The following is a 26,987-nucleotide window of genomic DNA, read 5'->3' as shown; positions in this document are numbered from 1 at the left end:
TATAATTACCTTTAATTTTCTGACGCGATTTCACATAATTCTTAAACTGATTTTTTGCGTACATTATGAAAAAAATTGCACTGTGTCAGTCTTTAAAAGATTATATATCATAACTTTAAGAGAGGAAGGAAAACTATGAAGATGAAAAGAAAAATCATTATGACAACAGCACTTGCAGCTACATTAGCTACAGGTGTGCTACCTACTACCTCGGTGTTTGCTGCAGAAAAAGAGGCTCCTATTCAACCAAAAGAGGCACAAATGAGTATTCAACCTTTTGCACAAAATAATTTGGAAACAGCCGTTCAAGCTGCCTTAAATGGTCCAGAAGTCAAAAAAATTAAAGTATTTGAACATGAATTTAATGTAAAAGAAATAGAAGTAGTAAATCTAGGTGCAGGAAAAAAATATGTTAAGGGGCAAATTTCTCATCATTTAAGTTTTCGTCCAGATGATCAATTTTATTATGAGTTTACAGTACAAGATGGAAAGGTACTAGATAAACCTGTATTTAATATTGATAGAGGTGGTTGGACACCAGTTGCTGCTCCACTTTTATCAATTCTTGCTGCTTATAATGGAATTCCAGTTAATCCAAATGATTTAAATGCACTTGGTCAGCAGATTGGTAAAGTTATAGATGGAAGCTGGGAACATGCAGCCCAATCAATCGCAACTGTAGTTAGTCTAAGTTTTAATGAGTAGAATTTTTCAATTTTTATTAGCATTGTAGGGATTCACTTTTTGTAATCAGCCTTGTTATAAGAGATTCTAAAACAGCTATTAATAAATTTTTACCACTCATTCACATTATCTTGATTAGTTTACCACCTTATCATTCATTATATGTCACAAAATAGAAGTCTTTTTTAGGACTTCTGTTTTGTTTGTATACAATACGATAAACAGTTATTTTTTGGAGGTTATACTTCGATTTTTCAAGAATACGTTTAGCTATTAGGTACAATTCATTAAAACAAATTATTAAAGTCTCAAATAACTTACTCCCCCTATTTTTAATTATTTTTAAATACAAAAATTTATTATCTTAAGAATGAAAAACAATAAATATAGGAAAAAATCATCTAGCAATTGTTTAAAGGTCAGGAGAGATAAAATGAAGAAAATAAAAATGAGAAATTTCATTAAAATTAGCATCCTCACTTGTATTACACTAGCAAGTTTAAGTACACCATCTACTATTTTAGCTGATAGTCATTCAGGTTATTCCTATGAATCCAATATAGGATATCAAAATCCAGCGTGGATGTCGAAAATAGAAGATTCTACAAAATTAAGTGAAATATCTATTCCAGGGACTCACGGTACAATGGCTTTACATGGAGCAAGCTTTCTTGATGAAAATTTGACAAGAAATCAAACTATGAGTCTATCCCAACAATTAAATTCTGGAATCCGATATGTAGATATGCGTGTTAAACGTGTAAAAGATTCTTTTGCAATGTATCATGGCATTGTAAATCAAAAAGCTGTGTTTGAAGATGTATTAAAAGAGACAATTCAATTTTTAAAAGATCATCCAACAGAAACAATATTAATGCGCCTAAAAGAAGAAACTACTCATGAGATTGGATCTCTATCATTTGAGGAGATATTTTTAAAATATAAAAACGTTAATGCTTCATATTTTTGGAACCCTAACTCCGTACCAACTTCAGATAGAAATAATCCTACTTTAGGAGATACCCGCGGAAAAATTGTAATCTTACAAAACTTTACATCCACTCAATTGTACGGTATTGATTACGAAGGTTTGAATATACAAGATAAATTTGAAATTGGTGGCGGACCAGACGAAATATATGCAAAATGGATTGCGATAAAAACCCATCTACAAAATGCAAATACTAACTTTAATAATGGAAAAATTTATCTCAACCATTTTAGTGGTACGGGGGGCGCAGCGGCATTTTTAAATAATGTATATCCTTGGTTTATTGCAAGCGGAAAAGAGAGCAGAAATACTGATAGTAGTCCTAAATTGATTCAAACGAATTCCACAAATGCATGGAGTGATTTCCCTCGCGATAGAAACGGACAAGTATACTATGGGGGAATGAATACACTTGGGACCGAAATCTTACAACAAGGCGTAATTAAACATTCTGGTATCATCGCAGCTGATTTTCCTGGTCCAGGTTTAATTGATAGTATCATTAAATTAAATGGTATACATTCTAATGAAAAAGAAATATTAATTTCGCAAATATCATCTGAATCTAGTCCTTTATCCGGGCAACAAAATCGATCCAGTCAAAACTTTAAAATTGATAGTTTACCTGTAGGTACCAAAGAATTAAAATGGGCTATTGAGCCTTCAGAAAAAGATTATTCTTCTACTATCGCTTTCAATGTAATGATTGATGTTTCCCTAGGAATAGATTCTACTCGTTGGAAAAACATTTCACATGGATCTAGGACTGAAGCTTACACAAATACTAAATACTATATTGCAAATCCAATGGGTGCCACTAACAAATTCACAGTGAAAATATACGCTATTACAAATTAGAAAAAAAGAATCCCAATGAAATTCCATTGGGATTCTTTTTTAATTTCATTTCGTAAACATTAGGATGGGGTTTAAATCTTATTGATTTATCATTTAAATCATAAAATAATTCATATTTGGAACAGCCCTTAATTTTCAAAAGAAAACCCAAAAATGTTAACTACCTTTTCCCACCTGTCACATATTCAAAACTGGCTTCCAAAGCGATAAGGCAAAAATCCAATTTGAGTCGCCATTTCCTTGATGATTTTGAACTGCTTCATACACTTTTCCCTCATGTACTACTCTATCGCCTTTAGTATATGCTTTTCTTGCATCCCATTTTTCATATGTGGAATCCTCTGACTTTGTTGTTACATTCAAAACATCACTTCTACTAGATTCATTTCCAGCTAAATCAACCGCCGTCACTACATATTTATACGATGTATTAGCCTTCAAATCTTTATCCATAAAGGATGTATTTACCGCTGTCCCAATTTTATTCATAACCCCAGCGCTTTCTCTATATACAATATAATGGTCAACACCTACATTATCTTCAGACGGACTCCACATCAAATCAACAGTTGTCGCTGTTGTACCCATACTATGTAATCCTTTTGGTTGAGTTGGAGCCTCTATATCTGGGATTGCATGTGTTGTCTTAACCTTTAGTTTTTCACTTTCTTTTGATATGTTTCCAGCAGAGTCTAATGCCTTTATTGTATAGGTATATTCCGTATCTGCTTTTAGTTTTTTATCAATAAAAGTTGTACCTGGTACCGTATCAATTACTTCGCCATTACGTAACACTTGATATTCTTTTACACCTATATTATCAGTAGAGGCCTTCCATGTTATTTCAACACTATTGGCAGAAACTTTAGAGGCATTTAATTCAGTTGGTTGACTTGGAGCTACTGTATCAGGAGACTCATTATTTACTAAATTTACATCAATTACATTATAAAACGCATTTGACGTATCTGATACATCCCATACAGCTAAAATAACATGATAACCATTACGATCAGTTGGTACATTAATTGTATGTGTTAAATTATTTGATGCGGCCGAACCGTCATGTTTAACAGTTCCAATTGGTTCTAATTCAGCACGTGTTAATGGTTTATTAGGATCCCATCCCTTTTTTGTAATGTAATAATGCCATTTACTTGTAGGATGTGCTGCTGTATATTTCCATGTAAATGTATTTGCTCCACCCTTAATTGTATTTTTGAACCAACGATTTGTTGTTTGTTGGTCAAGAGTTCCTCCAAATAGTCCTCCTGCCGAAGCGATTTTACCATCAATCGGTCCACCATCTGGAAACCCTTTAGGTGCTTCTAGACTTTGAGGTTCATACATTACATTTCCACAATTTAAATTTAATGCCCCATAATCCTGACTACATAAAGCAGCACGGCTACTTGGCTTTTCAACAAATCCATGTGCATAAGCACTTTGAGGAATCATAGTAATAGCCGTTACCCCTGCAGCTAAAACACAAGCACCAATTCCTTTTTTACTTTTTCTTAATCTTTCCAATTTAGATGTTAATTTCAAATTCATTCTTGTCCCCCCAATATATTATTGTTATCGCTAATATAATAGCAATATAGGGATAAACAAACAAATCACCAATTAATATATTAATATCTCTCCTAAATTGGTACATTTATTATTATTTTTAATCTCCTATAAAAATAAAGTAAATACAATTACGCTATTTTGTAACATTATGTATTTAAAGAAGAATAAAAACCTCATTTTATTTCACGAAAAATTCAAATATTAAAACGGATAGTTAAATCATGTAGGAAAAATAAATTTTTTATATTACAAAAAAGCAAAAAAAGTCTGGAAGAAACCGATTATATCCGTTTCTTCCAGACTTTCACTTCTTTTATACCTCTCACAAATCCTTTAACCTTAAACATATACACTTGAAGTTAAAACCCACATAACTAATATAACCTATATGTTGACTAGCTTCTAAATGTTAAAATTCATAAATTAATAGTAACAGACCAATTAAAACAAGCCATTTAGCAAACACATATAATATTCTTACTAATTCAATCTAACGCTTAATTACTTATAAAATAACTTAAGGTATCTAGCTTAACTGTATTTTCTTTATTAATACCATTGTCTACCCTGCATTTCCTTACTTTAAACAGATCATCAAGAGATTGTTAATGTTTAAGGAAAAGCTATTTTTCATTATCATATTCTAAAAATTTATTATGTTATTTTTATCTAATAAGGCACAGAAACAAAGGGTAAACTTCAGTGTGCTTGAGAAACGTTCTTAGGGTAAAACGTTTAAAGGGTACTTTAGTACTGAGTTTTTATTAAATGTTCCTGTACCTAATATTTAAATTAACGTATGTCAAAATATTTTACAATACGAGTGTGAAACGTTACATATTTCTATATAGAATGATACATTTCATCAGCACGCCTCTTCTAATATTGATGCTAAATATAGAAAATTCAGCTCGTTAGGATTTAATTTTAGAATTCTCATAAAAGCATATGATAGATTAGGCACGTAATTGTCACAAATTAATAGTCTATATACTTTTTAATTACCTATGAAAACTCTATTACCACTTTATTATTTACTCCTAAACTAAGGCACATCTATACCTACAATTTCTTAAAACTCTTTTAGATAATATTTCAAAAGAGTCGATAGTTTTATTTTTTTATTTTTTTTATTTTTTTATTGTACATTTGTGCATTTGATGTTAGGATTATGCCTATTAAAATTGAATCCTAACGATTCTTCTTTATAATTTCTATATTTTAATTGTTAAATAAAAATATAGATTCTGATATATATATTCAAAATCAGACCTAAAATGTTTTTATTTCACAATAATGTCGTGGCATACCTTTAGAATGGAAAGATATATGCAACAACGTGTTAAGGGGTTACAGGAGGAACAAAAATGAGAGACTTTTTTGATGATAAGTACAAAAATATTGAATTAAAAAGGAGGTTAATAAATTTAATAAGTGAAATTAGCGAATTCAAAGGAAAATTAGCTGCTTATCAGGAACAAAACCCTGACATATTTAATAGTTTAGAAAAAACTATACCACTACATTACATAAAAAATTTCACAACTATTTATGAGGATATAAAAGTTCCTAATAAAAGATTAAAAGAACTTATTTTAGATGATATAGTACCTCAAAATATTTCTGAAGATGCTATTTTTTGCTATTATCAAACACTTTCTTTTATACATAAAAACTCCTGTACTTTATTAATTAATCCAGCAACTATACAGGAATTACATTTTCAACTAATACATTACATTACCTCTGACAGTGCCAAATGGCGTGAAAAACCTTTTATTATTCCAGGAGTTCCAGAACATGGAATGCACTTGAATAGTTACCGCATTCTTCCGCATGAACTTATCCCACAGTTTATGGAGCAATTATGTGATCAATACAACTCATTAAATACTAGTAAGGGGCTACATTCACTTTTATTAATAGCTCGTTTTATATTAAATTTTTATTGCATAGTCCCTTTCAATCAAGGTAATAACAGGCTGGCATTTATGTTAATGCAATTGCTGTTAATTAAGAGTGGACATACATTTGTAAAATATGTATGTTTGGATAAATATATTAAGAAAAACGAATCTGATTATTACAATTCGATTTATAAATCTTCCGTGAATTGGTACTGCGAGGAACATAATAATAGTTTTTGGTTAAAAACGTTTTTAACAATTATATTAGAGGCTTACAAAGATCTTCATAACACAGTTCTAGATTCTATATGTAAACATACTAAAGTTGAGAGAATTCAGGATTTTATACTTAAACAAAAACAACCTTTTACTAAGGAAAGTATTCGTAACACTTATCCAGACATTGCAGAAAGTACAATCAGTAAGGCTTTAAATTCCTTGCAAGTGTTTGGCCATATTAAGCTAGTTACAAAAGGAAGAAACGCAACGTGGATTAAGATTTGACCATACTTTCAATACACATGAGGTTTAAAAATTCAATTATAACCTTATCATTGAATTTCATTTTAATTTTAAGCTAATATTACTTTTTTAGTTATTTCTAATTCCAACAAAACATTTTATAGGAAAAGGTCCGCTTTCCCCCGCCTTTTCCTATAATCAAATGAAATATAAACATAAAATAATTGTCGAAAAAAGTCTAATTTTAATATTTTTTCTTTATTTTCTGGTTGTAAACGCTTCTATTTCGTGTTACCATCTTAATCAAACAATAGATGGTCATAAAAATGAAAGTATTTCTTTCCCTTAGAAACATATAAACGTACGGTAATCTCAAGAAAATAAGGCCAAAGCAATATTTGATACCTACCAAAATAATTAATAGGAATTTTGCGCATATATTTTTCTGTTAATTCAGAAAATGCATTTTGTCCCTAAACAAAATTTATTAGTGCGCAAAATTCAAATACACTAGAACACCCAAATAAATGAAATATCCTTTTTCATTGAGTGTTAAGGTATGAAAAAAAGAATTCTTCCTACAAAATTCAGCTGATTAACTTAAAGGCATCTACATTAATACCTTAATCGCCATCTATTGTTGATAACATATTTACCAACTATGAAAAAGAGCCTATCAAGGGTTCTTTTTTATTATAATCATTCAAATTTCAATTCTTATCTTGATACTTAGATTTCCACACAAATTACCTCTATTTTTTGCTCTCAATTATTGAATTAATAATATAGCACATCAAATTTTATGAAGTCTTAGCTCCAATTTTTTTTAAATTAGTGAATAAAATTCAATCATATAAAAATAATAACTACAAGTAATCGTTATATATTAAAGAGGTGTCAATTTTGTCCTTAAATGAAGAGACCTTAGAAACTAAGACAGATAAATCCATTGAAAAGATCCAAACAAGTAACTTAAAACAACTTAAACATACACTAGATGATATCTTTGATATTAGTGCAGATTTGATTGAACATCCTTTGCAATTAAAAACAAACACGAATATTTTACTATATTATTTTGAAGGCCTTACAGATGGTATTGCATTAAAAGCCAATGTTGTTACACCATTATTACAAGAAGTAAATGAAGACAATCAAATATTTAATTCTAATATTATTGCTACTCATACCAAAATAGTATATACATGGAATGAAATTAAAGAAGGATTACTTGAGGGGCAATGTGTACTGTTTATGGAGGGTGAAAAGCGATCACTTCTAATAAATACAAAAGGCTGGGCAGAGAGAGCAATTCAAGAACCGATTTCAGAAGTTACTATTAAAGGATCACATGATGGTTTTATTGAAAATGCCGCAAAAAATATAGGCCTTATTCGTCGTTATATTCCTTCTACAGAGTTGAAAATCAAAAAGCTGACGATTGGAGAACGAGCCACTTCTTTAGTCTATTTGATTTACTTAGGTGATGTAGCAAACGCAGATGTAGTCCAAGAAATAGAAACTAGAATCTGTAATATTAAAACGGATGCGGTATTGGGCATTGGAGAACTATCTAATTATACAAAAGATCAAAATTGGACTCCTTTTCCACAGGCTTATTTAAGCGAACGTCCGGACGCCATTTCAAATCATATACTTGATGGAAAAATAGCAGTATTAGTTGATAGATCTCCTGGCGCGATGATTGTCCCAATGAATTTAATTGGATTTTTTCAGACTCCAGATGACTATAATATACATTGGCTCATTGCATCGTTTTTTCGTTTATTACGATTTGCAGGATTTATTATAGCGATTTTTTTACCCGCAATTTATATTGCTATCGTCTCTTTTCACTTTGAAATCATTCCTTTAGATTTATACACTTCTATTGCAACGTCAAGAGTCAAAGTCCCTTTCTCTCCCTTACTGGAAGCTTTTATAATGGAAATCACACTAGAAATGCTACGTGAAGCTGGTATTCGCTTACCACAGCCAATAGGACAAACAATTGGAATTGTTGGAGGGATTGTAATTGGGCAGGCGGCTGTTCAGGCTGGTCTTGTGAGTAACGTTATGGTTATTATCGTATCTATTACTGCCATTGCATCATTTATTGTTTCTAATTACGATTTATCAAGTTCTATACGCCTTATTCGTTTTCCAATGATGTTATTGGCATATTTTTATGGCATTGTAGGTATTGTTAGTGGATTAATGCTCTTATTTGCTCATTTTGTTTCGCTAACTTCCTATGGTTCACCATACGGATTGCCAATCGCACCATTTCGTCTCCAAGAGCTAAAAGATTCATTTGTAAGATTTCCTATTTCTATGATTACCACCCGCTCGAGTACAGGGCAGCCGAAACAAAAAAAGAAAAAAGAAGGTAGTTCGCATGGGGAATCTTAAATTCCAAAACATAACCTTATTTGAATTTATTGTTTTCATTCATTCACTGCAACTAGCCTCAGGTATGTTAATTATGCCAAGCCCACTTGCTACTACCGCTGGCACAGATGGCTGGATTTCTATCATTTTGGGTTGGATAACCACTTCTATAATTGGCGTATTTATTATATTAATGTTACAAAAAAACCCTAACAAAAATTTCTCACAGATTTTAAAAACATACTTTGGTAAATGGCTAGGTACAATTCTTTTTCTTTTATATGCTTTTTATCTATTTTTTGCTGGTTTTAATACTTTATTAAAGGCAACTGATATTGTAAAAGTGTGGATATTCCCTTCCACTCCTGCTTATCAAATCACCATATTATTACTATTGCCTTTTATTATTTTAGTCCTGAGTGGGTTAAGGGCTCTTATTAGTTATTCTATGCTTGTTTTCTTCTTCACTACTTGGATGCCACTATTTCTTCTTTTTTCATTAAAGAGTATGTATGCTCCTTTACACCTACTTCCTATTTTTAAAGATGGCTTATACCCTATTGTAAAGGCAACGAAAGAAACCATTACCCCTTATGCCGGCTTAGAAATTGCATATTATATATATCCGTTCTTACAAAAAAAACAACAAGCTATAAAGGGAATACTAATTGCGAATACTGGAACCATGTTTTTCTATCTATATGTGACTATTCTTTCTTATATATACTTTAGTCCGGAGGGGATAAAAGACGTAATTTGGCCAGTATTTCATCTGTTAAAAGGAGTTCGTTTTTCTTTCATAGAACGATTAGAAATTATATATATCGCTTACTATTTAATTGTATTTTCCACTACAATATATCCATATTTATTTTTCAGTTTTGAGTCTGTGACCATTTCACTTCAAAAAAACGCTCGCAATTGGGCGCTGGTTGGTTTTATGGTATTAATAGTCGGCTTATTTATTTTTCTAAATCCCAATGTGGATCAATATTTATTTATATATTCTCTTATGGATATCTTAAATATCATTTTCTTTATTCTATTACCAATCTTATTTTTCGCTTACAGCATTCTTTTTGCTTGGGTTACTAGGAGGAAACAACTTTGATTCGAAAATGGATATGGATTGTAATTTGTTGTATATGTTTAATTGGTTGTAGTCAGAGAATTCCTCTTGAGAAGGTTTCATTAATCCTATTAATTGGCTTGGATAGAGCCCCTAATGGAGACATAAAAGTTGGCACAAGCATCCCACTCTTTCATCATAAACAGCAACAAAGTACTATAGAGCAATGGACCCAGGCATCAACTGTATATAATGGCTTCAGTAAGATAGATACAAAGTTAACGGGCTATATGACAGCCTCCAAAGCTGAAATCATTTTAATTGGGGAAAAATTGGCGCGAGAATCAAATTGGTTGCAGGAACTTGATTCTTCTTACCGTGATCCTTACGCTACCATTAATGCTAAAGTAGTACTTGTAGATGGACCTGTAGAAGAAATTTTTACAATTAATAAGCCAGATAAACCATCACTACCATCTTATATAAGTAGTGTAATCGAATCCTCCATTCAAAATAATCAATCCGTTTCTTCTACGATTCAACAATTAACGAGAGAACAAAATGAAGAAGGAATGACACAAATTGTTCCAGTTATCCAAAAAACAAAGAATGAAATTGACACGATAGGAATTGCACTTTTAGATCGACAAGGAAAATATTTAACTCGTATCCCTAAAAAAGAGGTTAAGTTCTTCAATCTTATAAATAAGTCAAAAAATACAGGCCGGATGATACTACACCTTGCGCTTCCTCCTAAAAAGTCCAACAAAAAAACAAACACTTCTATCTTCGTACAGAATGCGAAAAGGAAGATAGATGTTAATTTTAAAAACGGAAAGTTTGTATTTAATCTCCAAATAAATGCTAATGTAGCTTTAATAGAAAAAACCAATGCGAATTTAATTAAGGAGCATTATGATAATAAAAAAAATATAAATAATTTAGAAAACGCTATCGAAAAAGAAATTAATAAGGAATTACAAAATATGTTGGATGAAATACAGCAGAATAAAATTGATCCAATCGGATTATCCCTATATGCTAGAGCTTTTCAATATAAACAGTGGAAAAAACGAAAAGAAGATTGGTTGCAAGCGTTAGCAGAGGCTAAAATAAATGTAAAGACACATGTCAAAATAAAGGATACTGGGACCATTAGAAATTAAAATGGACTAGTCTATTTTTCTGCTTAAAAGTTTTTCTAAGTGGGTTTTCCCTCTTCAATATTTATCATGTAAAAGGTGCTAATTCAAAGAAAACTCTACTCGTTAAATGCTAACCAATAGGGTTTTCTTTTTTTATCTAAGTATTCTTTTAGAAAGACAACAATTTTACTACAGTAATCAAGGACTGGTTTCTAATTTAAGTTACTGGAGAGTAAATAACTCTGGTGCAATATCCCTACCAGCTTTCATTCCAATAGCAACTCTATGATATAACGTCAAAGATAAAATCCCTTAACTTAGGTATCTTAACTTTTAAAGTTTATACAAATGCCTTAGCTCTATGTACTTTGATATGTAGGTCCACATCAATATGTTATTGCATCATATACTGAACAGATAATTTAAATTACTTTTAAAAAGGAGGATGAGCATGAACCTAGAAGATATACAAAAATCCTATAGCGTAATCGTAAGTTTAGGAGGATTATGTCAAGTACCAATCAAATCAAAAGACATCATTTAAGAACATTTTCTGGACCTCTAGATTGGTTTTATTATCCATCACTTTCAGATGTAAACAGATTACTTCAAAATCGATTTGAAAAATTTATGAAGTTAGAAAAAATGGTCATAGAAGGTTCAGAAAGTTACGGTCTTATTGAATCAGAATTTGATAATCAAACTAAATGGGCAGAACGAATTACCTACTGTATAAAGGACACTTATTATAATTGTTTTTCAATGCATGATTTTCCTATTAATTAAGAAAAGGATTGGAAATCAACCTATCCTTCTTTTAAAGCTAAATTGGACACTAGAATTAATCGATTCCTTGAAAAAAATAAATAGTAGTGAATCCATTTTATTCATTAGAATTTGGGGAAATCGAGATGAAGCGGTTGAATTATAAAACGTATTATCTGAAATTACAAATTTAAAAAGAATTCCGCCTACTAACACCTTTTTGTTGCACCTATTCATTTATTTCAATATAATACTTTTCCATCTCGTATATGCAATAGACAATGATAGCTAAACTCCAACTGACACCATAATAATTATGTGTGTAGAAGTCATATCCCGCCTTAATACCTTTCTCTATTACAACCAATGTAAATCCTAAAGCCACCCATTTGTTAATTTTCATTTTAATAAACGTTAAAGAGATCATTATTAAAAATAAAATATTTGTAAGATGATTTATCATTAGCTCATATTTTTGAATGTATACTGCCATTATACAAGCAACGATATTAGTCGCAATGCCAAAGGCAACCACCGCTCCCCAAATCCTGTCCGAAAGTCCCACTCCTTAGTCAGTCCCTTCCAAAATAAATATCCTTTTCTTTAATTCGTTTCTACACCCTATTCAAGGTATGCTAAATTATCCTTGTCTGATGAATATCTATTTATCTTTTCATATAGAGCAAACAAAATCTTTACTCATAATTTTTTCTTTATTAGGCAAACTATGTCTAAGCCGTTTGAACTAGCGGCTTCACCCTTCTGGTAATGGGATAGCACAATTTATTGAATTGACTAACTCATTCAACCCACTGGCACCGGCAGGCAACAAAATAGTTGTCTGCCATATTCATGTATACTTTTTCTAATTTCATTACAAATCAAGTGTGTACTGTACTAATTTCAAAAAGAACGGAATTTCATTTTTGAAAATGTAAAAAAGATAAGGTCCTGTCTACTTTTGGTATAGAACTTTTTCTTTTCACATATACTATTTTTAAACCTGTTTACCAATACCTGTCCTATTAGTGCCTTGAATTCCTCCTAAAAGGGGCGGCAGATACGACTGCATGCCCTTTTTATTTACGTTGCTGTTCTATATTCAATAAAACAATTAAAAACTAAAAATGTGATATTACATATTTTTTTCAGTTAAGATTATGTTAAGATTTACTTTGTAGTCGAATTATGGTTTCGTATCTAATTAAGCAATATGTGAACTGTTTACCTAAAGAAAAGACACCCAAAAGGTGTCTTTTCTTCTTTTAATCTAAAAAATATTTTCCTCTTCAGTAAGATCCAATTATCCCTCTAATCTAAACCTCATATTTAGAAGCAATTTAATCAAGGTATTCAAAAGTTTTCGCCTATTTCAATATGCCTATAGTTTAATTTCAAATCACATTTCCAGCACTATATTTGCTTTCTTACAGATTTTCTATCTTGTTCTTAATTCTGTCAAAATCCTCATGTAGCTATACAAAGAATTTATGCTATTATGATGCTAAGAAACTATGCGTTCCCTTAACCCTGTATTTTTACAGGGTCTTTGTTTATTTTATTTACTTTTATTGGCTTATAAGATTTAATACACAACCAATTTCAATTAAAACCATTTAAATGTTAGTTAGAATTTGAAATAATATATCTATTAGCTTTTTTAACAAATAAAATCTAATATTAAATTTCTAAATGTATACTGTACTAAATGCCAGTTAACACTATATACATAGTGTTAACTATATTGATTGAATATTAGCAACAGTAAGTATAAACATTATCAATTTACTATATATTACATTTATGTAAAAATAGATGTATGTTAAGCTTATTCAAAATCTTTCCCCTAATAAAGATTTGAAGTAGCATTTCATGATTCTCCTTACTGTTAATATGCCTTGAAAAAGAACCCTATAGGGTTCTTTTTCTTTTCATTATAACCTCAATAAGTCCTTATTTAACATGCAAAAAGGACTGCTAATTACTTGCAGCCCTTTTACATGTTAATATACACTTGTATTAAATACTTAACACTTTCTTGTATTAGGCATTTATACAAACTAAACATGCCATTATTTAGATATATAACACTTCAAAGTTTAGAAGTATACAATAACAAATCTTTCCCAACTTCCAGCTACATAACTAGTAGCTGTTAATTCTCTACCACCATTTGCTGATATATATCTACTATTACTTAGTGCTTGTAATACATATATCCTATTATCCCCACCATTATATAAGATAAATTTTTCCCATGCCCCAATTGATGTACGATCTGCTACTACTCTACCATTTGGCTCAAACGAAACATACTTCCCATTACTTTTAGCTTTTAAAGCGTACGTATATAATTCCCCAGTCGGAATTAATTCAAATTTCTCCCATTCATTAACTGCATTACGATTTGCTATTACATTTCCCAAAGGCTCAGCAGAAACATATTGTAAATTTGCTGCCTGTATAGCAACTGTCCAACTTCCATTAAATAAATTCACGCCTTTTAGTGAACCTGCTTTTGATAGATTGGCTGCCGATACATCATTCGATGGTGTAATCATCAATATCATTAAAACCATCGGCAACATCATTAAAACTAACTTTTTTGAGATTGTATTACCACTTGCACATGTTATGAACCCCTTCATTCTCATTCCTCCCTTAATATACATAGAACTCATATACATCATACCAAATGTGTAAAATATTGTAATGAAAGGGAGGGTTTATCAATAAATACCTTACTATTCTGTTTCTTTTTTCTCAAATCTATAGCACTTAAACATTTATCAATTCTCAAGCACATTTTTTAAATTTTCCCCCCTGATAAACAAATGTAGCAGTTGATGGCAAGGAGAGTATATACAAAAGAGAGAGTATTTTCATTTCACTTTTCTTTAAATAATAGCCAAATAGCCGTTCATAATGAACGACTATTTGCATCTAACTAATAATGAGAAGGTTCTTCATGTTAATCTATTTTGTTTAATCCCGTTGAAGTAACTTGATAGGTTCTTTTTTTGCCTATATATTCTTGTTTATTATTCTCAAGGTTAATAAGTGTAGCGCGTGTCTTTTCCTTTACTGCTTCCCCTTCTATATGGGTAAACTCAATGTAATCTCCCACTTTTACGGGCACTGTTTGGATTTCAGCAGTTTGTTGTCTGTTTCCCACTATTTCCTTATTATACACAACACTACCGGTTGAATTCTTTACTGTAATACTTGCATACGTATTATTAAAGTAAGAATGGGGTACGCCTGCTTCTAAATTCACCTGCATTTTCTCTGTTGTCCTATTATAATCAACTTTTGCGATTTCTCTATCACTATATCCTTTTAAAGACCACCCAAAATGATTTCCATCTAAAACCGTTGTTTCTGGCATTTTTTCTACTTTCTTCAAGCCTTCTTTTGTAACTTCGTACATGACTTTTTTTCCAAAGCTTTCTTGTTTACTGCTGTCTACATTTATTAAAGTAGCTCTATGCACACCTTCTAGGTGTGTCAACTCAATATAATCTCCTACTTTAACTGGAACTTTTTGCGATTCAGCATTTTGTTGTTTGTTTCCATAAATGTCTTTATTGTATACTACTTTCCCTGTTGCATTTTGTACTTTAATACTCGCATACGTTTCATTAAAATAATGATGCGGTACGCCTGCTTTTAAGTCGATTTGCATTTCTTCTGTCGACTTATTGAAATTAACTTTTGCAAACTCGAAATCACTAATTCCTTTTAGTGACCATGCAAATTGATTTCCATCCAAAATTGTTGCTTCTGGCATTTTTTCTACTTTCTTCAGACCTTCTTTTGTAACTTCGTATATGGCTTTTTTTCCAAAGCTCTCTTGTTTACTATTATCGACATTTGTGAAAGTAGCTCTATGCACACCTTCTAAATGTGTTAACTCGATATAATCTCCTACTTTGACTGGTACCTTTTGTGATTCAGCATTTTGTTGTTTGTTTCCATAAACGTCTTTCTTGTATACTACTTTTCCTGATGCATTTTGTACTTTAATACTCGCATACGTTTCATTAAAATAATGATGCGGTACGCCTGCTTTTAAGTCGATTTGCATTTCTTCTGTCGGCTTATTGAAATTGATTTTAGCAAACTCGAAATCACTAATTCCTTTTAGTGACCATGCAAACTGTTTTCCTTCTAAAATATTATTTCCATTAGGCATATCTGGTTTAATTCGATTAGAATCCGTACCCTTCCAAATTTCTGCTGTTAAAAGTGGATATCCTAATGCAGCCACTTTTTGAATGGTATCGTTATTTGGACGTAATCCCCACTTCTCAAAGAAAGGAATCAAATTTTGTTTGGCTACTTTTGATGCTGAAATCATAAATAATTGTTTTTTATTTTCGTCAGTTTGTGGAAGTTCACCTGAAGGCATGTCTCTATACAATTGATGCAATTTAGGATAAAAATCCTCTCCATACGCTAACTGTAGTTGCCAAAGCATAACAAGTTTTACAAAAACATCACTAATTTCGTCATAATTTTTATTCGCTTGTTCTAGATATTGAAATGCTTTTGGATAAATTCCACTTTTCTCTAAGTTGGATGGTTGATTAAATGCTTTTTCTACAGAAAGGCTGTATATATTATTTTGTACTTCTGTCATATTATAAAACTTCCAAGGTGATTGTTGTCTCAAATGTCCTGCCTCGTGCCATGGACCCCAGCCATCTTTTACAAATTTATTAATATCTAACACGTATTGGATTGCATCTCCTACATATGCAGTTCGATAAGAAGTTGCATACATATAATAATCAGGAGAATGATTTTCCTCTACGTAATGAACATAATGTTTATCTACTTGTTCTTCGGATAATCCAGCTACTTTGTCTTGAATTCGAGTAGCTTCATCCATCTTTTTTAAGAGTTGTACAGGATCTGTATTAGAACCCAACAAATATTTCTTAACACGTGCCGGGCTGGCCGTTATTAATACACGTTCTCCTTTTAGCTCCACTGCATGTGCATTAGGATATTGGTCTAGCATGTTTATTAAATCTTGTTTCGTATGCTTGCCTAGTTCAAAGAAAGGAGTATTCGTTCCACCTGTTGTGATTGTTGTTCGAATGGTACCACCTTGTTGTTTATTATAAAAATATATCATCCCCCCATTTGGAGATTGGATTGTGTTTATACCAGGTTTTAATGTGAATGATTTTATCTTAGAATCTTCTCTCCAAGAAGCATCATACGAATACGTTCCAATATATACCTGAATATCTTGATTACCTTCTACATTAATCGTTATTTGTTCATTTGGCTTTGCATATAAACCAGTTGGTTCATATGGACTAAATGCCATATTTTTTCTTTCCTGTTGTTTCAGTACCTCAACATCCCCTTTTCCTGGGACCGTAAATGCTCTATTTTCTGATTTAACTGACTTTTCACTTTGCAGTGATGTCGATAAATTTTTTTGCTGCTGCCTTTCCTCTGCAAAGACATCTGATGAAGAAGCCATTCCAGAAGCAAGTATAGTTAATGTTGCAGTAGCTACAAGTATTCTTTTGGTTTTATGCTTTGATTTATTCCCCATAGTATCTCCCTCTCATTCCCTTGATAAATTTAAAAGTTTTCATTTCCTTAGCATGTGTTTACGTGCAAAAACAGTTCATGAACTTGTATTTATTACTTTTTACATAGCCCTCCCTTTATTCTGTTTATAATTATATTTAGATGTTATTTTATGACACATATAAATACAACTTTATAAAATATCTATCAAAAACGTGTATTTATGTTTTAATCTAGTATTCCTAACTGTCTTACAAATCAAATAAATTACACAAAGGTAGTCATTTCGTGTGAATAATACATTAAATCTAATTAATTACAGAATAATAATTCACAAAAAATTAATATTATGTAAAATTCAAGAAAGTAAATAGCTATAGGCGGATTTGTCATATATACATTGACACCGCTAAGTCATTTACTACCATCAGAATACTTCATTCTTTTTTCTCTTATAGTTTAAGTTTTTAAATTATTGGGAGATAAAAGCTTCATCTTTTCCTAGGATTCCACAGAAAAGATAGCGTAGTTTTTATATTTTATCATTTTAGCCAAGAAGACTCCTTCCTCGAGGAACGTGAAGTGAATAGGTGGGAGATGAATTGGCTTCAGACAAGGGATGGCAGGAAGTCATCTTAATTATTCGACATACATACATTGTTACTTCAATATCATTCGAATGTACGTTTGTTGTATAATTGGCACATATCAAAATGGGCGTGAAAGGAATGATGATCAATAAAGCATATAAATTTCGTATCTATCCAAATAAAGCACAAACAACCCTAATCTTTCATTAGTTAGCTACTGAAAATACTTTGTTTCAATTGTATGATTAGGGTGTATGATAATAAGTTTAAAAATTATAGAGAAAACCCCGATTTGATTATGTTTCAAAATAAAAGTAAGCCTATAACTCAAAATTACATGTATCTTGGCAGTACCCCTATATTTACCTTTAACAGTACAATTTTTTCATTTTGGGGATACTTCAAAATGTAAAGTTGATGGGCATGTATGGTAACCCCTGCTAGTGTAATCCAGTAACAACATCAAAAAAAATGCTCCTAGATTTATCTAGGAGCATTTTTTTTAGGAAACACTCTTCTTTACCTACTTACCAACCTTTTTATAACAATCATGTTTGACAACTTGACGAATAACTATCTATTTTTTTCTTGAGTTTAAGCATTTCTAAAATATCTACAACAATTGTATTTGTTAGAATATTTACCACATATCCAGCTAATTTTAAGGAAGGATTATCACGATAAGGAAATTGCACATAATCCCCTGGTTTTACTGTAATTATTTTTTTCCATATAAATAATAAACAAACTGCCCTATCAGTAGGGGGTGTTTATTAGATATTTTTAAGATCGTTTACTACTAACTTCTTTTTGCTTAAATAAACTGCTCGATCCGATTTTTTTGCAACTTCTTGTGAATGTGTCACAACAATTACACATTTATTTTCTTGATGAGCGAGCTCCTGGAACAAATCAATAATGTCATTTGCTGTTTCTTCATCAAGGTTTCCTGTCGGCTCATCCGCAATCAGTAAATTAACATTACAAGATAGTGCTCGAGCAATTGCTACACGTTGTTGTTGTCCGCCGCTTAGTTGCAAGACATTTCGTTTCGCTTCTACTTCTGTGAGTCCTACCTTCTCTAATAATTCTAATGCTCTTGCTTTTTTATTTTGTACCTTCACACCTGTAATTTCCATTGCCGTTAATACATTCTGAAGAGCCGTCATATAGGTAATCAAATTATAGGATTGGAAAATTACAGATACATATTGATTACGGTATTGATCCAAACCAATTTTTCGAATATCCTTGCCGTTATACAGTACATATCCATTTTTAGGTATATCCAGCCCACAACCTAAGCTAAGAGTTGTAGTTTTACCAGATCCAGATGGTCCTAAAATGGTGTAGAAATGCCCTGTTTGAAAAGAAAAATCAACATTATCTAGTATCGTTACTTTCTTTCCGTTACTTTCATAATAATAATTTAAGTTTTTAAATTGTAAAATTGTCTCCATACCGGACCTCCTTATTCATCTTTTAAAAGGATTTGTTTTGGATTTAAACGAAGAATTGATAATGCTGGAAGAATCGTTGCCAGGATAGCGATCCCTAATCCAATTCCCCCTATTTTTCCTAAATCTTCAGTTGAAATACTTACATCAATATTATCTACTGGATCTACTTCTGCAGTAGGATTACCACTAAGTAGTGCTATAGGATCTTCTGGTCTATCTTCATTCTTTTCTATTTCACTAGATAGCAGATTATCACCGATTTTTTGAGAAATTTTCTCTCCTGTTGATAAAGATAAACCAAATGCTAATATGGCAATACATACTATCTCAACTAGTAATTGGCCCATTAACTTCCACTTTTTCTCGCCTATAGATAACAAAATTCCCATTTCTTTTCTACGTTCCTTAATAGATAACATAATAATTAATCCTAAAATAGTTGCACCTGCAATGGAGGCAATAATTACAATCATTTTTGAAAAAGATGCAATATTTTCGATTGGACCAATCATTTGTTTATATACCATATCTTGTGCATCCAATTCATAGTAATCTGGTAATCCTAATTTTTTTGCTTCCTCCTTAAATGCATCAATATCCTTAGGGTCCTTTAATGAATACACTGCATTTTCTAATGAATTCATTAAAGAATACGGTACATATATTTGATTAGCAGGCTCTAATAAAGCAAAAGATTGTCCTCCAAAAGATGAGGCCTCATCTTTTGACTCATATATACCTATAATTTCTAGCTCTTTCGTGGTAAGTTCCTGATCCATTACTTCACCTATTTGCAGTTTATCACCAACTTTTAAAGTGTTTTTTTCAGCTAGTCTTTTTTCAATCATAGCAACGTTTTTCCCTACTGTTTTTGGCGTAATGCCCTTTCCTTCAACTAGTTTTAATTTTCTGTCTTGAGCAGCTTCTAATAAAGAAAAGTCTCTAATACCCTGTAAAGTGAAATTTAAATTATTATTTGGGCCAAATGATTGAGCTCCTCCAAGTGATTCGACATAATGGAGTTCTTTCAGCTCAGCATTAGCATTTTTTAGATAATTATAGTGAGCTACATACTTAGAATTCTTTAATTTATCAGCTTCTTTCACTTCGATAGCAGGTACCATTCCTGCTCCACCAGTATTTTGATCACTGTTTATATATTTGTTTATATCTATTATCAAATTAACATTTGCTCCTAATTGTTGTCTGGCCGAATCGGTGGCTTTACTTGATGCACTGTTAATTGTAAATCCAGCAAACACCATATTAATTACAACTAGAAAAATAGCAAGTAATATTAGTGCCTTTCCTTTTCTTAATTTTAAACTTAAAAATGATCGTTTGATAAAATTCATGTTTATAACCTCCTAGAGATTTAGCATAAAGTAGTAATCTGTAGGTGGTATGGAGTTAATCTGGTTCTTTTGTAAAGATTAAAAAATAGTAATAAATTGATAAATGGGTGTTTTTCCGGTTTTGATGCAAAAATATTAAATTTTATGTCTAGCAAATATAGATTGGACAAAATTAAAAAATATTTATATGCAATAATGTGGGTGCACAACACTTACAGTTTACCTAATAATAAAACAGCTAGAACTACAGAGTTAGCTTAATTTAAAAAAGTATGATAGAACACATAGAATATCATCATACTAAAAAGTGAGGTGCAACTCATTCCGATCAAGCTAAAGTTTTATAGCACCCCCAAAACAAAATTTTTAGGCTTTATTGTGAAAAAAAGATTATTTATTGTTTTAGGGGTATTATAAAGTTAATACGGTATTTAAGGTAAACGAATCTCAAACTTCCCTAAAAACCCAAAATCTCCTTGGTGACTTAATTTCCCTTGCTGAATCAATTGGCATACTCGATAGGCTAAATATTTATCTCCTTTACGTTGTTCACTCTCTCCCATTACATCTCTAACTACATGGGATGCATTTTGATATTCATTTGATGTATTTTCTAAAATAGATAGATCATAATAATCCTCAGGCACTGCTACTATTTTTCCTTTTAATATTATTCTTAATATATCCTTTGTTTGAGTCCATCTCAACTACATCAATAAATTTGTTATATTGCGGCTCAACGAAGTGTAGTATTGATGATAGTGTTAAGTATCAATAGAGTTGTTTAAAAATGTTAGTTAGGTTATTCCATTAAAGGATCGTTAGATGTAATAAATATTTTCAAATTAGAGACGATGTGGGATAGAAGCACATTATCATCAAATTAATAAAATATTAAATTATATTAAAATCCTTAAGTGTTGGGTGAACACTTATTTTCCTCATATAACGTATTAACAAGCTGTTTTTAATTTTTGATGAATAATAGAATCTCTTGACTAGACATACCATGGAAAATACAAGTGTACAAAAGTTTCTCTAAAATATATCCCCGATTGACAAATTAATACGCCATCCGATTCTTTACTCAAATTACCAAGGACAGAAGTATCTAAAAAAGCAATTATTTCTTCTTTTGAAACAATATATCGTACCCAAATTTCCTTTAGCTTTTTGTCTGAAATATGAGTGTCTACAAATAAACCATTATCAGGTTCTAATAATTCATCTTCTTCTAACAAAATAGATACACATCTCATATAATCTAATAACCGTATATACTTATTGTATTAATCTATATTAGGCATATCTTCACGCATATAAAACTCTTTTCCTTCCTCGAACCTTGCTTTTACATCTTCCTTTGAATAGACGGTGCCTCTTTCATCAGCTAAACAAGAATATTCTCTAGACTCCCCATTATCTTCTTGTACTTCTACTGGAATAACACGATAAAACTTAGGACCTCTTCTATAAACAGGTATTTATTTCATCACTCTTAGTTTTAAAACGTTTCCTACATAAGCTTAATGACTGATAACTGCTTGCGTTTACCATCACGTATGAAGTTTATGCCAATACTTCCCTTCTGATTAGTTGACAGATTAAGCAACCTACCTTCACGGATACAATTCTTTGAATCAATAAATGCTGGACGGTAAACACAACCCCATGATGATATTTCCAAAGGTATATTTGAATCTGGATGTTTACGCCAACGTTCTTCCTCCTGAGTGTCTATAAGATATTGCTTCTGTGATTCATCAATTTCACGTTCCTCAGCTGATATATCAAGAAATTGAATCAACTCGTTAATAGCTTTATAAGTTTCTTCAAAATTCCCCCACCACTTAACAAGCCTAATTATCATTTATTTTTCTTTATAACCTGATTCTATGATATAATCATAATGAGTCGGGGAATCACTCTCCCCTCTATGTACTTATATTTTATCTATTCATTTTGGCGCTTAGACCTTTAAAGCTAAGCGTCCTTTTTCTTTTTTACCCTATAATTTAGCATCTCGTACTAAATTATTTGCTAATCTTCTCAAAACAAACAATACAGTATCTATTTAGCTGATTAATTCAACATAAGATTAAATGTAGACTATTAATTAGGTATTTAGTTTTTTATTAAACATTATGGTACGTGAAATTTTATATTTCCCCTATAAAAAAAAGCCCCTTGAAAGGAGCATTTATTTTACAAGATACTGTTCTACTTCTTTTAGTAATAATTCTGTACCTTCTGGACTTAATGTTATCTTACCATTTGCTAATGCTATGTTATGATTTGACACTTCTCCTGTTAATGCACAAACACCACCAGGCTGATACTTCTGTAAAACAATGTCTTCCCCTTCTACAAAAATCTCTAATGGTGATTTTTCTTTAATGCCAAGCGTATTTCTAAGTTCCTTTGGAATTACTACACGCCCTAATTCATCTACTTTTCTAGTTACTCCAGTTGCTTTCATCTAGTCTCTTTCCCCATTTCATTATCAATTTGTACCTAAGTTATTCTTAACTATTGTAACAGGCTCTCGCCATAAAGAGGTATTACCACATTACTATAAACCTAACAGAACAGGTTACCCCCAAATAGCCAAAAATGAAATTTTGTGCTATAAAAAATTTTTTCTATTTAGGGCGTACCTTAAAATATTAGCTTAATGTGCATGTGGTGCTACCCCAGTAGGCGATTCAAGCAAAGCATTGTAACAAAAATGTACAGTATTTTTACGGTGCAAATAATTCTTAACGTGGGTTTTATGTTAGTACGTTGGCTGTACCCTATATCACCTATGAAAAACGAATTTTTTGACAATTAACCCTATCATTGTTATTATTAATATAATTTTTAACTTTATTAAATAAAAGGTGGGATTCTATGATAAAAAAAGAAAACAGTGTATTCTATATCTCTATCTTGCTTACAACCTTATTTATTATATGGGGTATAATTCCAGCAAGTTGGATACAAAGCTATGATTTACAAAGTGTTACCTCTTCTTTAAACGCATTTATTCTCAATAAGTTTGGATGGTTTTACTCTCTACTTATGACCACAATGATTATTTTAGCTGGTTATTTAGCATTTTCACAGTATGGCTCCATTCGTCTTGGTAAAGATGATGAAAAACCGCAATATAGTTACCTCTCTTGGCTTTCCATGTTATTTGGAGCAGGAATGGGCATCGGACTTCTCTTTTATGGAATTACTGAACCCATTTCACACTTTGGAGCACCGCTTACCGGTGAACCTGGAACTGAGGAAAGCGCAAAACTTGCTATGCAATATTCATTTTTCCACTGGGGCCTCTTCCCTTGGTCACTTTATGCAATGGTCGCTCTAACAATTGCATATTTTACATTTCGAAAACAAAAAGGTAGTACAATTGGTGCTACAGTTACTCCATTATTTAATCAATCGAAACATTCTCCTATTGGAAAAACGGTAGATATTTTGGCTGTTTTAGCAACTGTATTTGGAATCGTACCATCCGTAGGCATTGGTGCACAACAAATCGCTGGAGGATTAAGCTATTTATTCCCTTCTATTAATAATACAATTGGTACACAACTCGTACTTATTGCAATTTTTACTGTACTCTATCTAACAAGTGCACAAACTGGCTTAGATCGTGGGATTAAATATTTGAGTAACTTAAACTTCTCCCTCGCTGGAATATTACTCGTTTCCTTTTTAATTTTAGGGCCAACTATCTTTATCATGAAGTATTTTACTTCCACACTAGGCTCTTATATTGGAGCATTACCAAGCATGGGATTAAATTTAGGTGCTTTTAGCAAAGAATCCTCTTCTTGGATTGAAAATTGGACTATTTTTTACTGGGGTTGGTGGATTTCATGGTCTCCATTCGTCGGTACATTCATTGCCCGTGTTTCTCGTGGACGTACAATTCGTGAATTTATTATCGGCGTCGTATTAATCCCAACATTCATTTGTACATTTTGGTTCGCTGTCTTTGGCGGTACAGCTATTCATATGGAAATGTTCCAATCACTTGGAATTGCTGATGAAATTGCGAAAAATGGTACCGAAATTGGTTTATTCGCTGTCATTTCGCATTTACCATTCTCAACATTTTTGACCATTATTGGACTAACTTTAGTCGCAACATTCTTCGTTACCTCTGCTGACTCCGCAACATTTGTTGTTGCTATGCAAACAAGCAATGGTAACTTATCACCGAAAAACAGTTTGAAGCTTATTTGGGGATTAACAATTGCAGCTATTGCAGCCATTCTCTTGCAAGCTGGTGGGTTAAATGCACTGCAAATTGCAGCGATCATAGCAGCTTTACCATTCTCTCTTGTAGTCGTTCTTATGGTCACGTCGCTCTTTAAAGAATTACGAAAAGAGAATATCATTACTCAAACGAAACAATCACCGCAAAAAATAAAAAAAGTTATATAATAGAAAAGCACCTCTTCTTTGCTAGAGAGGTGCTTTTCTATTATATATAACCTTACTGTATGGGGGTACCGCCACATTGCTATCAAGCTAATATTTTGAAGCATCCCCAAAACAAAAAAATTGTACATTTTCATCTGGAGATGTCAATTTTCTCGTTTTGGAATATTTACTTTTCTTAGGTTGATGGGCATGTGACAAGACCCCTTACACTATAAAATTAATTACTATTTTCAAGTCTTTCTATAAATGTGATTTGTAGCATACATCTGCCACAATTTAAACCATAACTTTCCCCGGAACGTTAAATATAAATAACTATAAATAAGAGTGTCACATACCATATTATTCTACTTTTCACATTTTGCATTTTTAGCTCTCCCTTATTCTTCTTCAAAAATATTTTCCCTGGTCCAACTTGAAAGTTAAGAAATTCTCCACTGTGCAGATCATATTCTAATTGAATTTTGATTCCAGCTGTTTGGGCACACCCTCCAGAGCCTGGATATACATTCTCTAAAGCATTTGGCACTTGAAATACGGTGGCATCTAGGATATGGACTCGTTGAAAATAAGAGAAGAGATGGTTAGAAATTTGTGTTTGTTCACATATCTTTTGTTCTAACAGTAAAGAAAAAATATGTTTTAAAAACAAAACTGCTTTAGCATTTAGAAGTTTATTTAAGCCCTCAGGGCTAAGTAAAGTGCCTGTCGCTGCATGAAGCCTACTACATCATCGAATCAAGGAATCACTTGCCACCCGTTGACTAATCCAAATGCAAATAGCAGCTAAGTTTGATCCAGAAAACTTACGTTTTCGCTTTATAAATCCTATTCCTCTTGCAAGTTCTTCTAAGAATACAGGTGTAACATATCGTTGTAATTCTTCTGCAAATGGTAGTAATTCATCTTGAATCGAGAGATTCATAAGAAAACGTCATCCTTTCTAATTTAGCTTGTTTAGAAAGGATAACGCTTTTTGATATTTGAGAGTATTAAAATCTCCTAAGTTGATGGTTATGTATGGTGACCCCATAGCCAAAGAAGTAAGAAGATATTTAGAAGTGCATTAAATTTTGAGGAAGTGCTTGTGAACCGTATCATAAATAAATGAGGTTTTGTATGTTCGATTTTTAAATAATACCCAAGAAGGAGTGAGTCGCAGTTATAGTAATACTCTATTTTTGTATTTCTATAACAGATAATTTTTTTAAAAAACAGAATTATCTTGACAGTTATTGAATGGATTGATAAGGTTATAAAAAAATATTTCTTATCCAGAGAGGTGGAGGGACTGGCCTTATGAAACCTCAGCAACAGGTCTGCTTAAGTAGACACTGTGCTAATTCCAGCGGGTGAAAATCCTGATAGATGAGAGCTTCCGTTTTTATTTGTCAGTAGCGCCCTCTTTTTTAGAGTGCGTTTTTGTTTTTTCTGGATAGTAACTAAAGGAGAGTAGAAATGGAGAACAACAATGGGCAAGAATTTCAAAGGAAAATGCAAGCACGTCATTTAGTCATGCTATCACTTGGTGGGGTGATTGGAACTGGCTTATTCTTAAGCTCGGGTTACACTATTCAACAAGCTGGCCCGTTTGGAACAATTCTATCCTATCTAATTGGTGCGCTAGTGGTTTATCTAGTTATGCTATGTTTAGGAGAGCTTTCCGTACATATGCCTGAAACGGGCGCATTTCATAGTTATGCAGTTAAATACATTGGACCGGGTACAGGGTATACAGT

16 protein-coding genes, 6 pseudogenes and 1 riboswitch are annotated in these 26,987 nt (G+C 31.9%); of the genes and pseudogenes, 10 read left to right on the top strand and 12 right to left on the bottom strand.

Annotation, left to right across the window (positions count from 1 at the left end):
- The first annotated feature begins 135 nt into the window (after positions 1-135).
- Both JDS92_RS16270 and JDS92_RS16265 read left to right on the top strand, forming a co-directional pair.
- On the top strand, positions 136-705 hold the full coding sequence (locus JDS92_RS16270; protein ID WP_199632154.1) for a methyltransferase: 570 nt from the start codon (positions 136-138) through the stop codon (positions 703-705).
- Between the two features lie 412 nt (positions 706-1,117).
- The gene (locus tag JDS92_RS16265) at positions 1,118-2,533 is read left to right on the top strand and encodes a phosphatidylinositol-specific phospholipase C (protein ID WP_199632153.1); all 1,416 of its coding nucleotides are present in this window, start codon (positions 1,118-1,120) and stop codon (positions 2,531-2,533) included.
- Positions 2,534-2,710: 177 nt separating this feature from the next.
- On the opposite strand, the gene JDS92_RS16260 is transcribed toward JDS92_RS16265, so the two are convergent.
- Complete coding sequence (locus JDS92_RS16260; RefSeq protein WP_199632152.1) at positions 2,711-4,087, bottom strand: lytic polysaccharide monooxygenase; 1,377 nt, start codon at positions 4,085-4,087, stop codon at positions 2,711-2,713.
- Between the two features lie 1,388 nt (positions 4,088-5,475).
- Between JDS92_RS16260 and JDS92_RS16255 the strand changes: the two genes are divergently transcribed.
- From JDS92_RS16255 to JDS92_RS16235, 5 genes and pseudogenes are all read left to right on the top strand, one after another.
- Positions 5,476-6,519, top strand: a complete 1,044-nt coding sequence (locus tag JDS92_RS16255) for a Fic family protein (RefSeq protein WP_016130658.1) — start codon at positions 5,476-5,478, stop codon at positions 6,517-6,519.
- Positions 6,520-7,380: 861 nt separating this feature from the next.
- Positions 7,381-8,889: a spore germination protein gene (locus JDS92_RS16250; protein ID WP_106080969.1), complete on the top strand. Its 1,509-nt coding sequence runs from the start codon at positions 7,381-7,383 to the stop codon at positions 8,887-8,889.
- Positions 8,876-9,979: a GerAB/ArcD/ProY family transporter gene (locus tag JDS92_RS16245; RefSeq protein WP_097957426.1), complete on the top strand. Its 1,104-nt coding sequence runs from the start codon at positions 8,876-8,878 to the stop codon at positions 9,977-9,979. The genes JDS92_RS16250 and JDS92_RS16245 overlap by 14 nt, the downstream gene beginning before the upstream one ends.
- Complete coding sequence (locus tag JDS92_RS16240; RefSeq protein WP_199632151.1) at positions 9,976-11,103, top strand: Ger(x)C family spore germination protein; 1,128 nt, start codon at positions 9,976-9,978, stop codon at positions 11,101-11,103. Before JDS92_RS16245 ends, JDS92_RS16240 begins: the two co-directional genes overlap by 4 nt.
- Positions 11,104-11,533: 430 nt before the next feature.
- A pseudogene (locus JDS92_RS16235) lies at positions 11,534-12,010 on the top strand (DUF1796 family putative cysteine peptidase); the annotation flags it as partial.
- Positions 12,011-12,076: 66 nt separating this feature from the next.
- Here JDS92_RS16235 and JDS92_RS16230 read toward each other — a convergent pair.
- From JDS92_RS16230 to JDS92_RS16220, 3 genes are all read right to left on the bottom strand, one after another.
- Positions 12,077-12,412 carry a hypothetical protein gene (locus JDS92_RS16230; protein ID WP_097957423.1) on the bottom strand — a complete coding sequence of 112 codons (336 nt, stop codon included), beginning with the start codon at positions 12,410-12,412 and terminating at the stop codon, positions 12,077-12,079.
- A gap of 1,534 nt (positions 12,413-13,946) precedes the next feature.
- Complete coding sequence (locus JDS92_RS16225; RefSeq protein WP_199632150.1) at positions 13,947-14,495, bottom strand: fascin domain-containing protein; 549 nt, start codon at positions 14,493-14,495, stop codon at positions 13,947-13,949.
- Between the two features lie 323 nt (positions 14,496-14,818).
- Complete coding sequence (locus tag JDS92_RS16220) at positions 14,819-17,422, bottom strand: putative mucin/carbohydrate-binding domain-containing protein (RefSeq protein WP_199632149.1); 2,604 nt, start codon at positions 17,420-17,422, stop codon at positions 14,819-14,821.
- A 706-nt stretch (positions 17,423-18,128) separates the two neighbouring features.
- Here JDS92_RS16220 and JDS92_RS16215 point away from each other — a divergent pair.
- A pseudogene (locus tag JDS92_RS16215) lies at positions 18,129-18,191 on the top strand (helix-turn-helix domain-containing protein); the annotation flags it as partial.
- A gap of 322 nt (positions 18,192-18,513) precedes the next feature.
- Here JDS92_RS16215 and JDS92_RS30895 read toward each other — a convergent pair.
- The 7 genes and pseudogenes from JDS92_RS30895 to JDS92_RS16180 form a co-directional block, all read right to left on the bottom strand.
- Positions 18,514-18,724, bottom strand: a pseudogene (locus JDS92_RS30895) (DUF2187 domain-containing protein).
- Positions 18,725-18,763: 39 nt separating this feature from the next.
- On the bottom strand, positions 18,764-19,450 hold the full coding sequence (locus tag JDS92_RS16210) for an ABC transporter ATP-binding protein (protein WP_199632148.1): 687 nt from the start codon (positions 19,448-19,450) through the stop codon (positions 18,764-18,766).
- Between the two features lie 11 nt (positions 19,451-19,461).
- The gene (locus JDS92_RS16205; protein ID WP_199632147.1) at positions 19,462-20,805 is read right to left on the bottom strand and encodes an ABC transporter permease; all 1,344 of its coding nucleotides are present in this window, start codon (positions 20,803-20,805) and stop codon (positions 19,462-19,464) included.
- Between the two features lie 431 nt (positions 20,806-21,236).
- Positions 21,237-21,512 (bottom strand): DUF3658 domain-containing protein, encoded by a 276-nt coding sequence (locus JDS92_RS16200; RefSeq protein WP_242476003.1) that lies wholly within the window; start codon positions 21,510-21,512, stop codon positions 21,237-21,239.
- A gap of 260 nt (positions 21,513-21,772) precedes the next feature.
- Positions 21,773-22,070: pseudogene (locus tag JDS92_RS16195) on the bottom strand (hypothetical protein); the annotation flags it as partial.
- Positions 22,071-22,321: 251 nt separating this feature from the next.
- Positions 22,322-22,675 carry a hypothetical protein gene (locus JDS92_RS16185; protein ID WP_098145999.1) on the bottom strand — a complete coding sequence of 118 codons (354 nt, stop codon included), beginning with the start codon at positions 22,673-22,675 and terminating at the stop codon, positions 22,322-22,324.
- Between the two features lie 330 nt (positions 22,676-23,005).
- Positions 23,006-23,284, bottom strand: coding sequence for an AbrB/MazE/SpoVT family DNA-binding domain-containing protein (locus tag JDS92_RS16180; protein WP_000648350.1), 279 nt, complete (start codon positions 23,282-23,284; stop codon positions 23,006-23,008).
- A 413-nt stretch (positions 23,285-23,697) separates the two neighbouring features.
- Here JDS92_RS16180 and opuD point away from each other — a divergent pair, with 413 nt between their 5' ends.
- On the top strand, positions 23,698-25,248 hold the full coding sequence (gene opuD / locus JDS92_RS16175) for a glycine betaine transporter OpuD (protein WP_097959622.1): 1,551 nt from the start codon (positions 23,698-23,700) through the stop codon (positions 25,246-25,248).
- A 400-nt stretch (positions 25,249-25,648) separates the two neighbouring features.
- Here opuD and JDS92_RS16170 read toward each other — a convergent pair.
- Positions 25,649-26,173: pseudogene (locus JDS92_RS16170) on the bottom strand (IS4 family transposase); the annotation flags it as partial.
- Positions 26,174-26,515: 342 nt separating this feature from the next.
- A riboswitch (SAM riboswitch) is annotated at positions 26,516-26,623 on the top strand.
- An 83-nt stretch (positions 26,624-26,706) separates the two neighbouring features.
- Between JDS92_RS16170 and JDS92_RS16165 the strand changes: the two are divergent.
- Positions 26,707-26,987 (top strand): annotated as a pseudogene (locus JDS92_RS16165) (S-methylmethionine permease); the annotation flags it as partial.

The organism is Bacillus cereus group sp. N12 (assembly GCF_016483575.1).
GTDB classification, from domain to species: domain Bacteria; phylum Bacillota; class Bacilli; order Bacillales; family Bacillaceae_G; genus Bacillus_A; species Bacillus_A toyonensis.
This window is presented reverse-complemented; position numbering and strand designations above follow the sequence as displayed.

Excerpts from the sequence above, each read along its gene's own strand:
- JDS92_RS16270 (WP_199632154.1), top strand. The coding sequence starts at position 136 with ATGAAGATGAAAAGAAAAATCATTATGACAACAGCACTTGCAGCTACA.
- JDS92_RS16265 (WP_199632153.1), top strand. The coding sequence starts at position 1,118 with ATGAAGAAAATAAAAATGAGAAATTTCATTAAAATTAGCATCCTCACT.
- JDS92_RS16260 (WP_199632152.1), bottom strand. The coding sequence starts at position 4,087 with ATGAATTTGAAATTAACATCTAAATTGGAAAGATTAAGAAAAAGTAAA.
- JDS92_RS16255 (WP_016130658.1), top strand. The coding sequence starts at position 5,476 with ATGAGAGACTTTTTTGATGATAAGTACAAAAATATTGAATTAAAAAGG.
- JDS92_RS16245 (WP_097957426.1), top strand. The coding sequence starts at position 8,876 with ATGGGGAATCTTAAATTCCAAAACATAACCTTATTTGAATTTATTGTT.
- JDS92_RS16225 (WP_199632150.1), bottom strand. The coding sequence starts at position 14,495 with ATGAAGGGGTTCATAACATGTGCAAGTGGTAATACAATCTCAAAAAAG.
- JDS92_RS16220 (WP_199632149.1), bottom strand. The coding sequence starts at position 17,422 with ATGGGGAATAAATCAAAGCATAAAACCAAAAGAATACTTGTAGCTACT.
- JDS92_RS16210 (WP_199632148.1), bottom strand. The coding sequence starts at position 19,450 with ATGGAGACAATTTTACAATTTAAAAACTTAAATTATTATTATGAAAGT.
- JDS92_RS16205 (WP_199632147.1), bottom strand. The coding sequence starts at position 20,805 with ATGAATTTTATCAAACGATCATTTTTAAGTTTAAAATTAAGAAAAGGA.
- JDS92_RS16185 (WP_098145999.1), bottom strand. The coding sequence starts at position 22,675 with ATGATAATTAGGCTTGTTAAGTGGTGGGGGAATTTTGAAGAAACTTAT.
- JDS92_RS16180 (WP_000648350.1), bottom strand. The coding sequence starts at position 23,284 with ATGAAAGCAACTGGAGTAACTAGAAAAGTAGATGAATTAGGGCGTGTA.
- opuD (WP_097959622.1), top strand. The coding sequence starts at position 23,698 with ATGATAAAAAAAGAAAACAGTGTATTCTATATCTCTATCTTGCTTACA.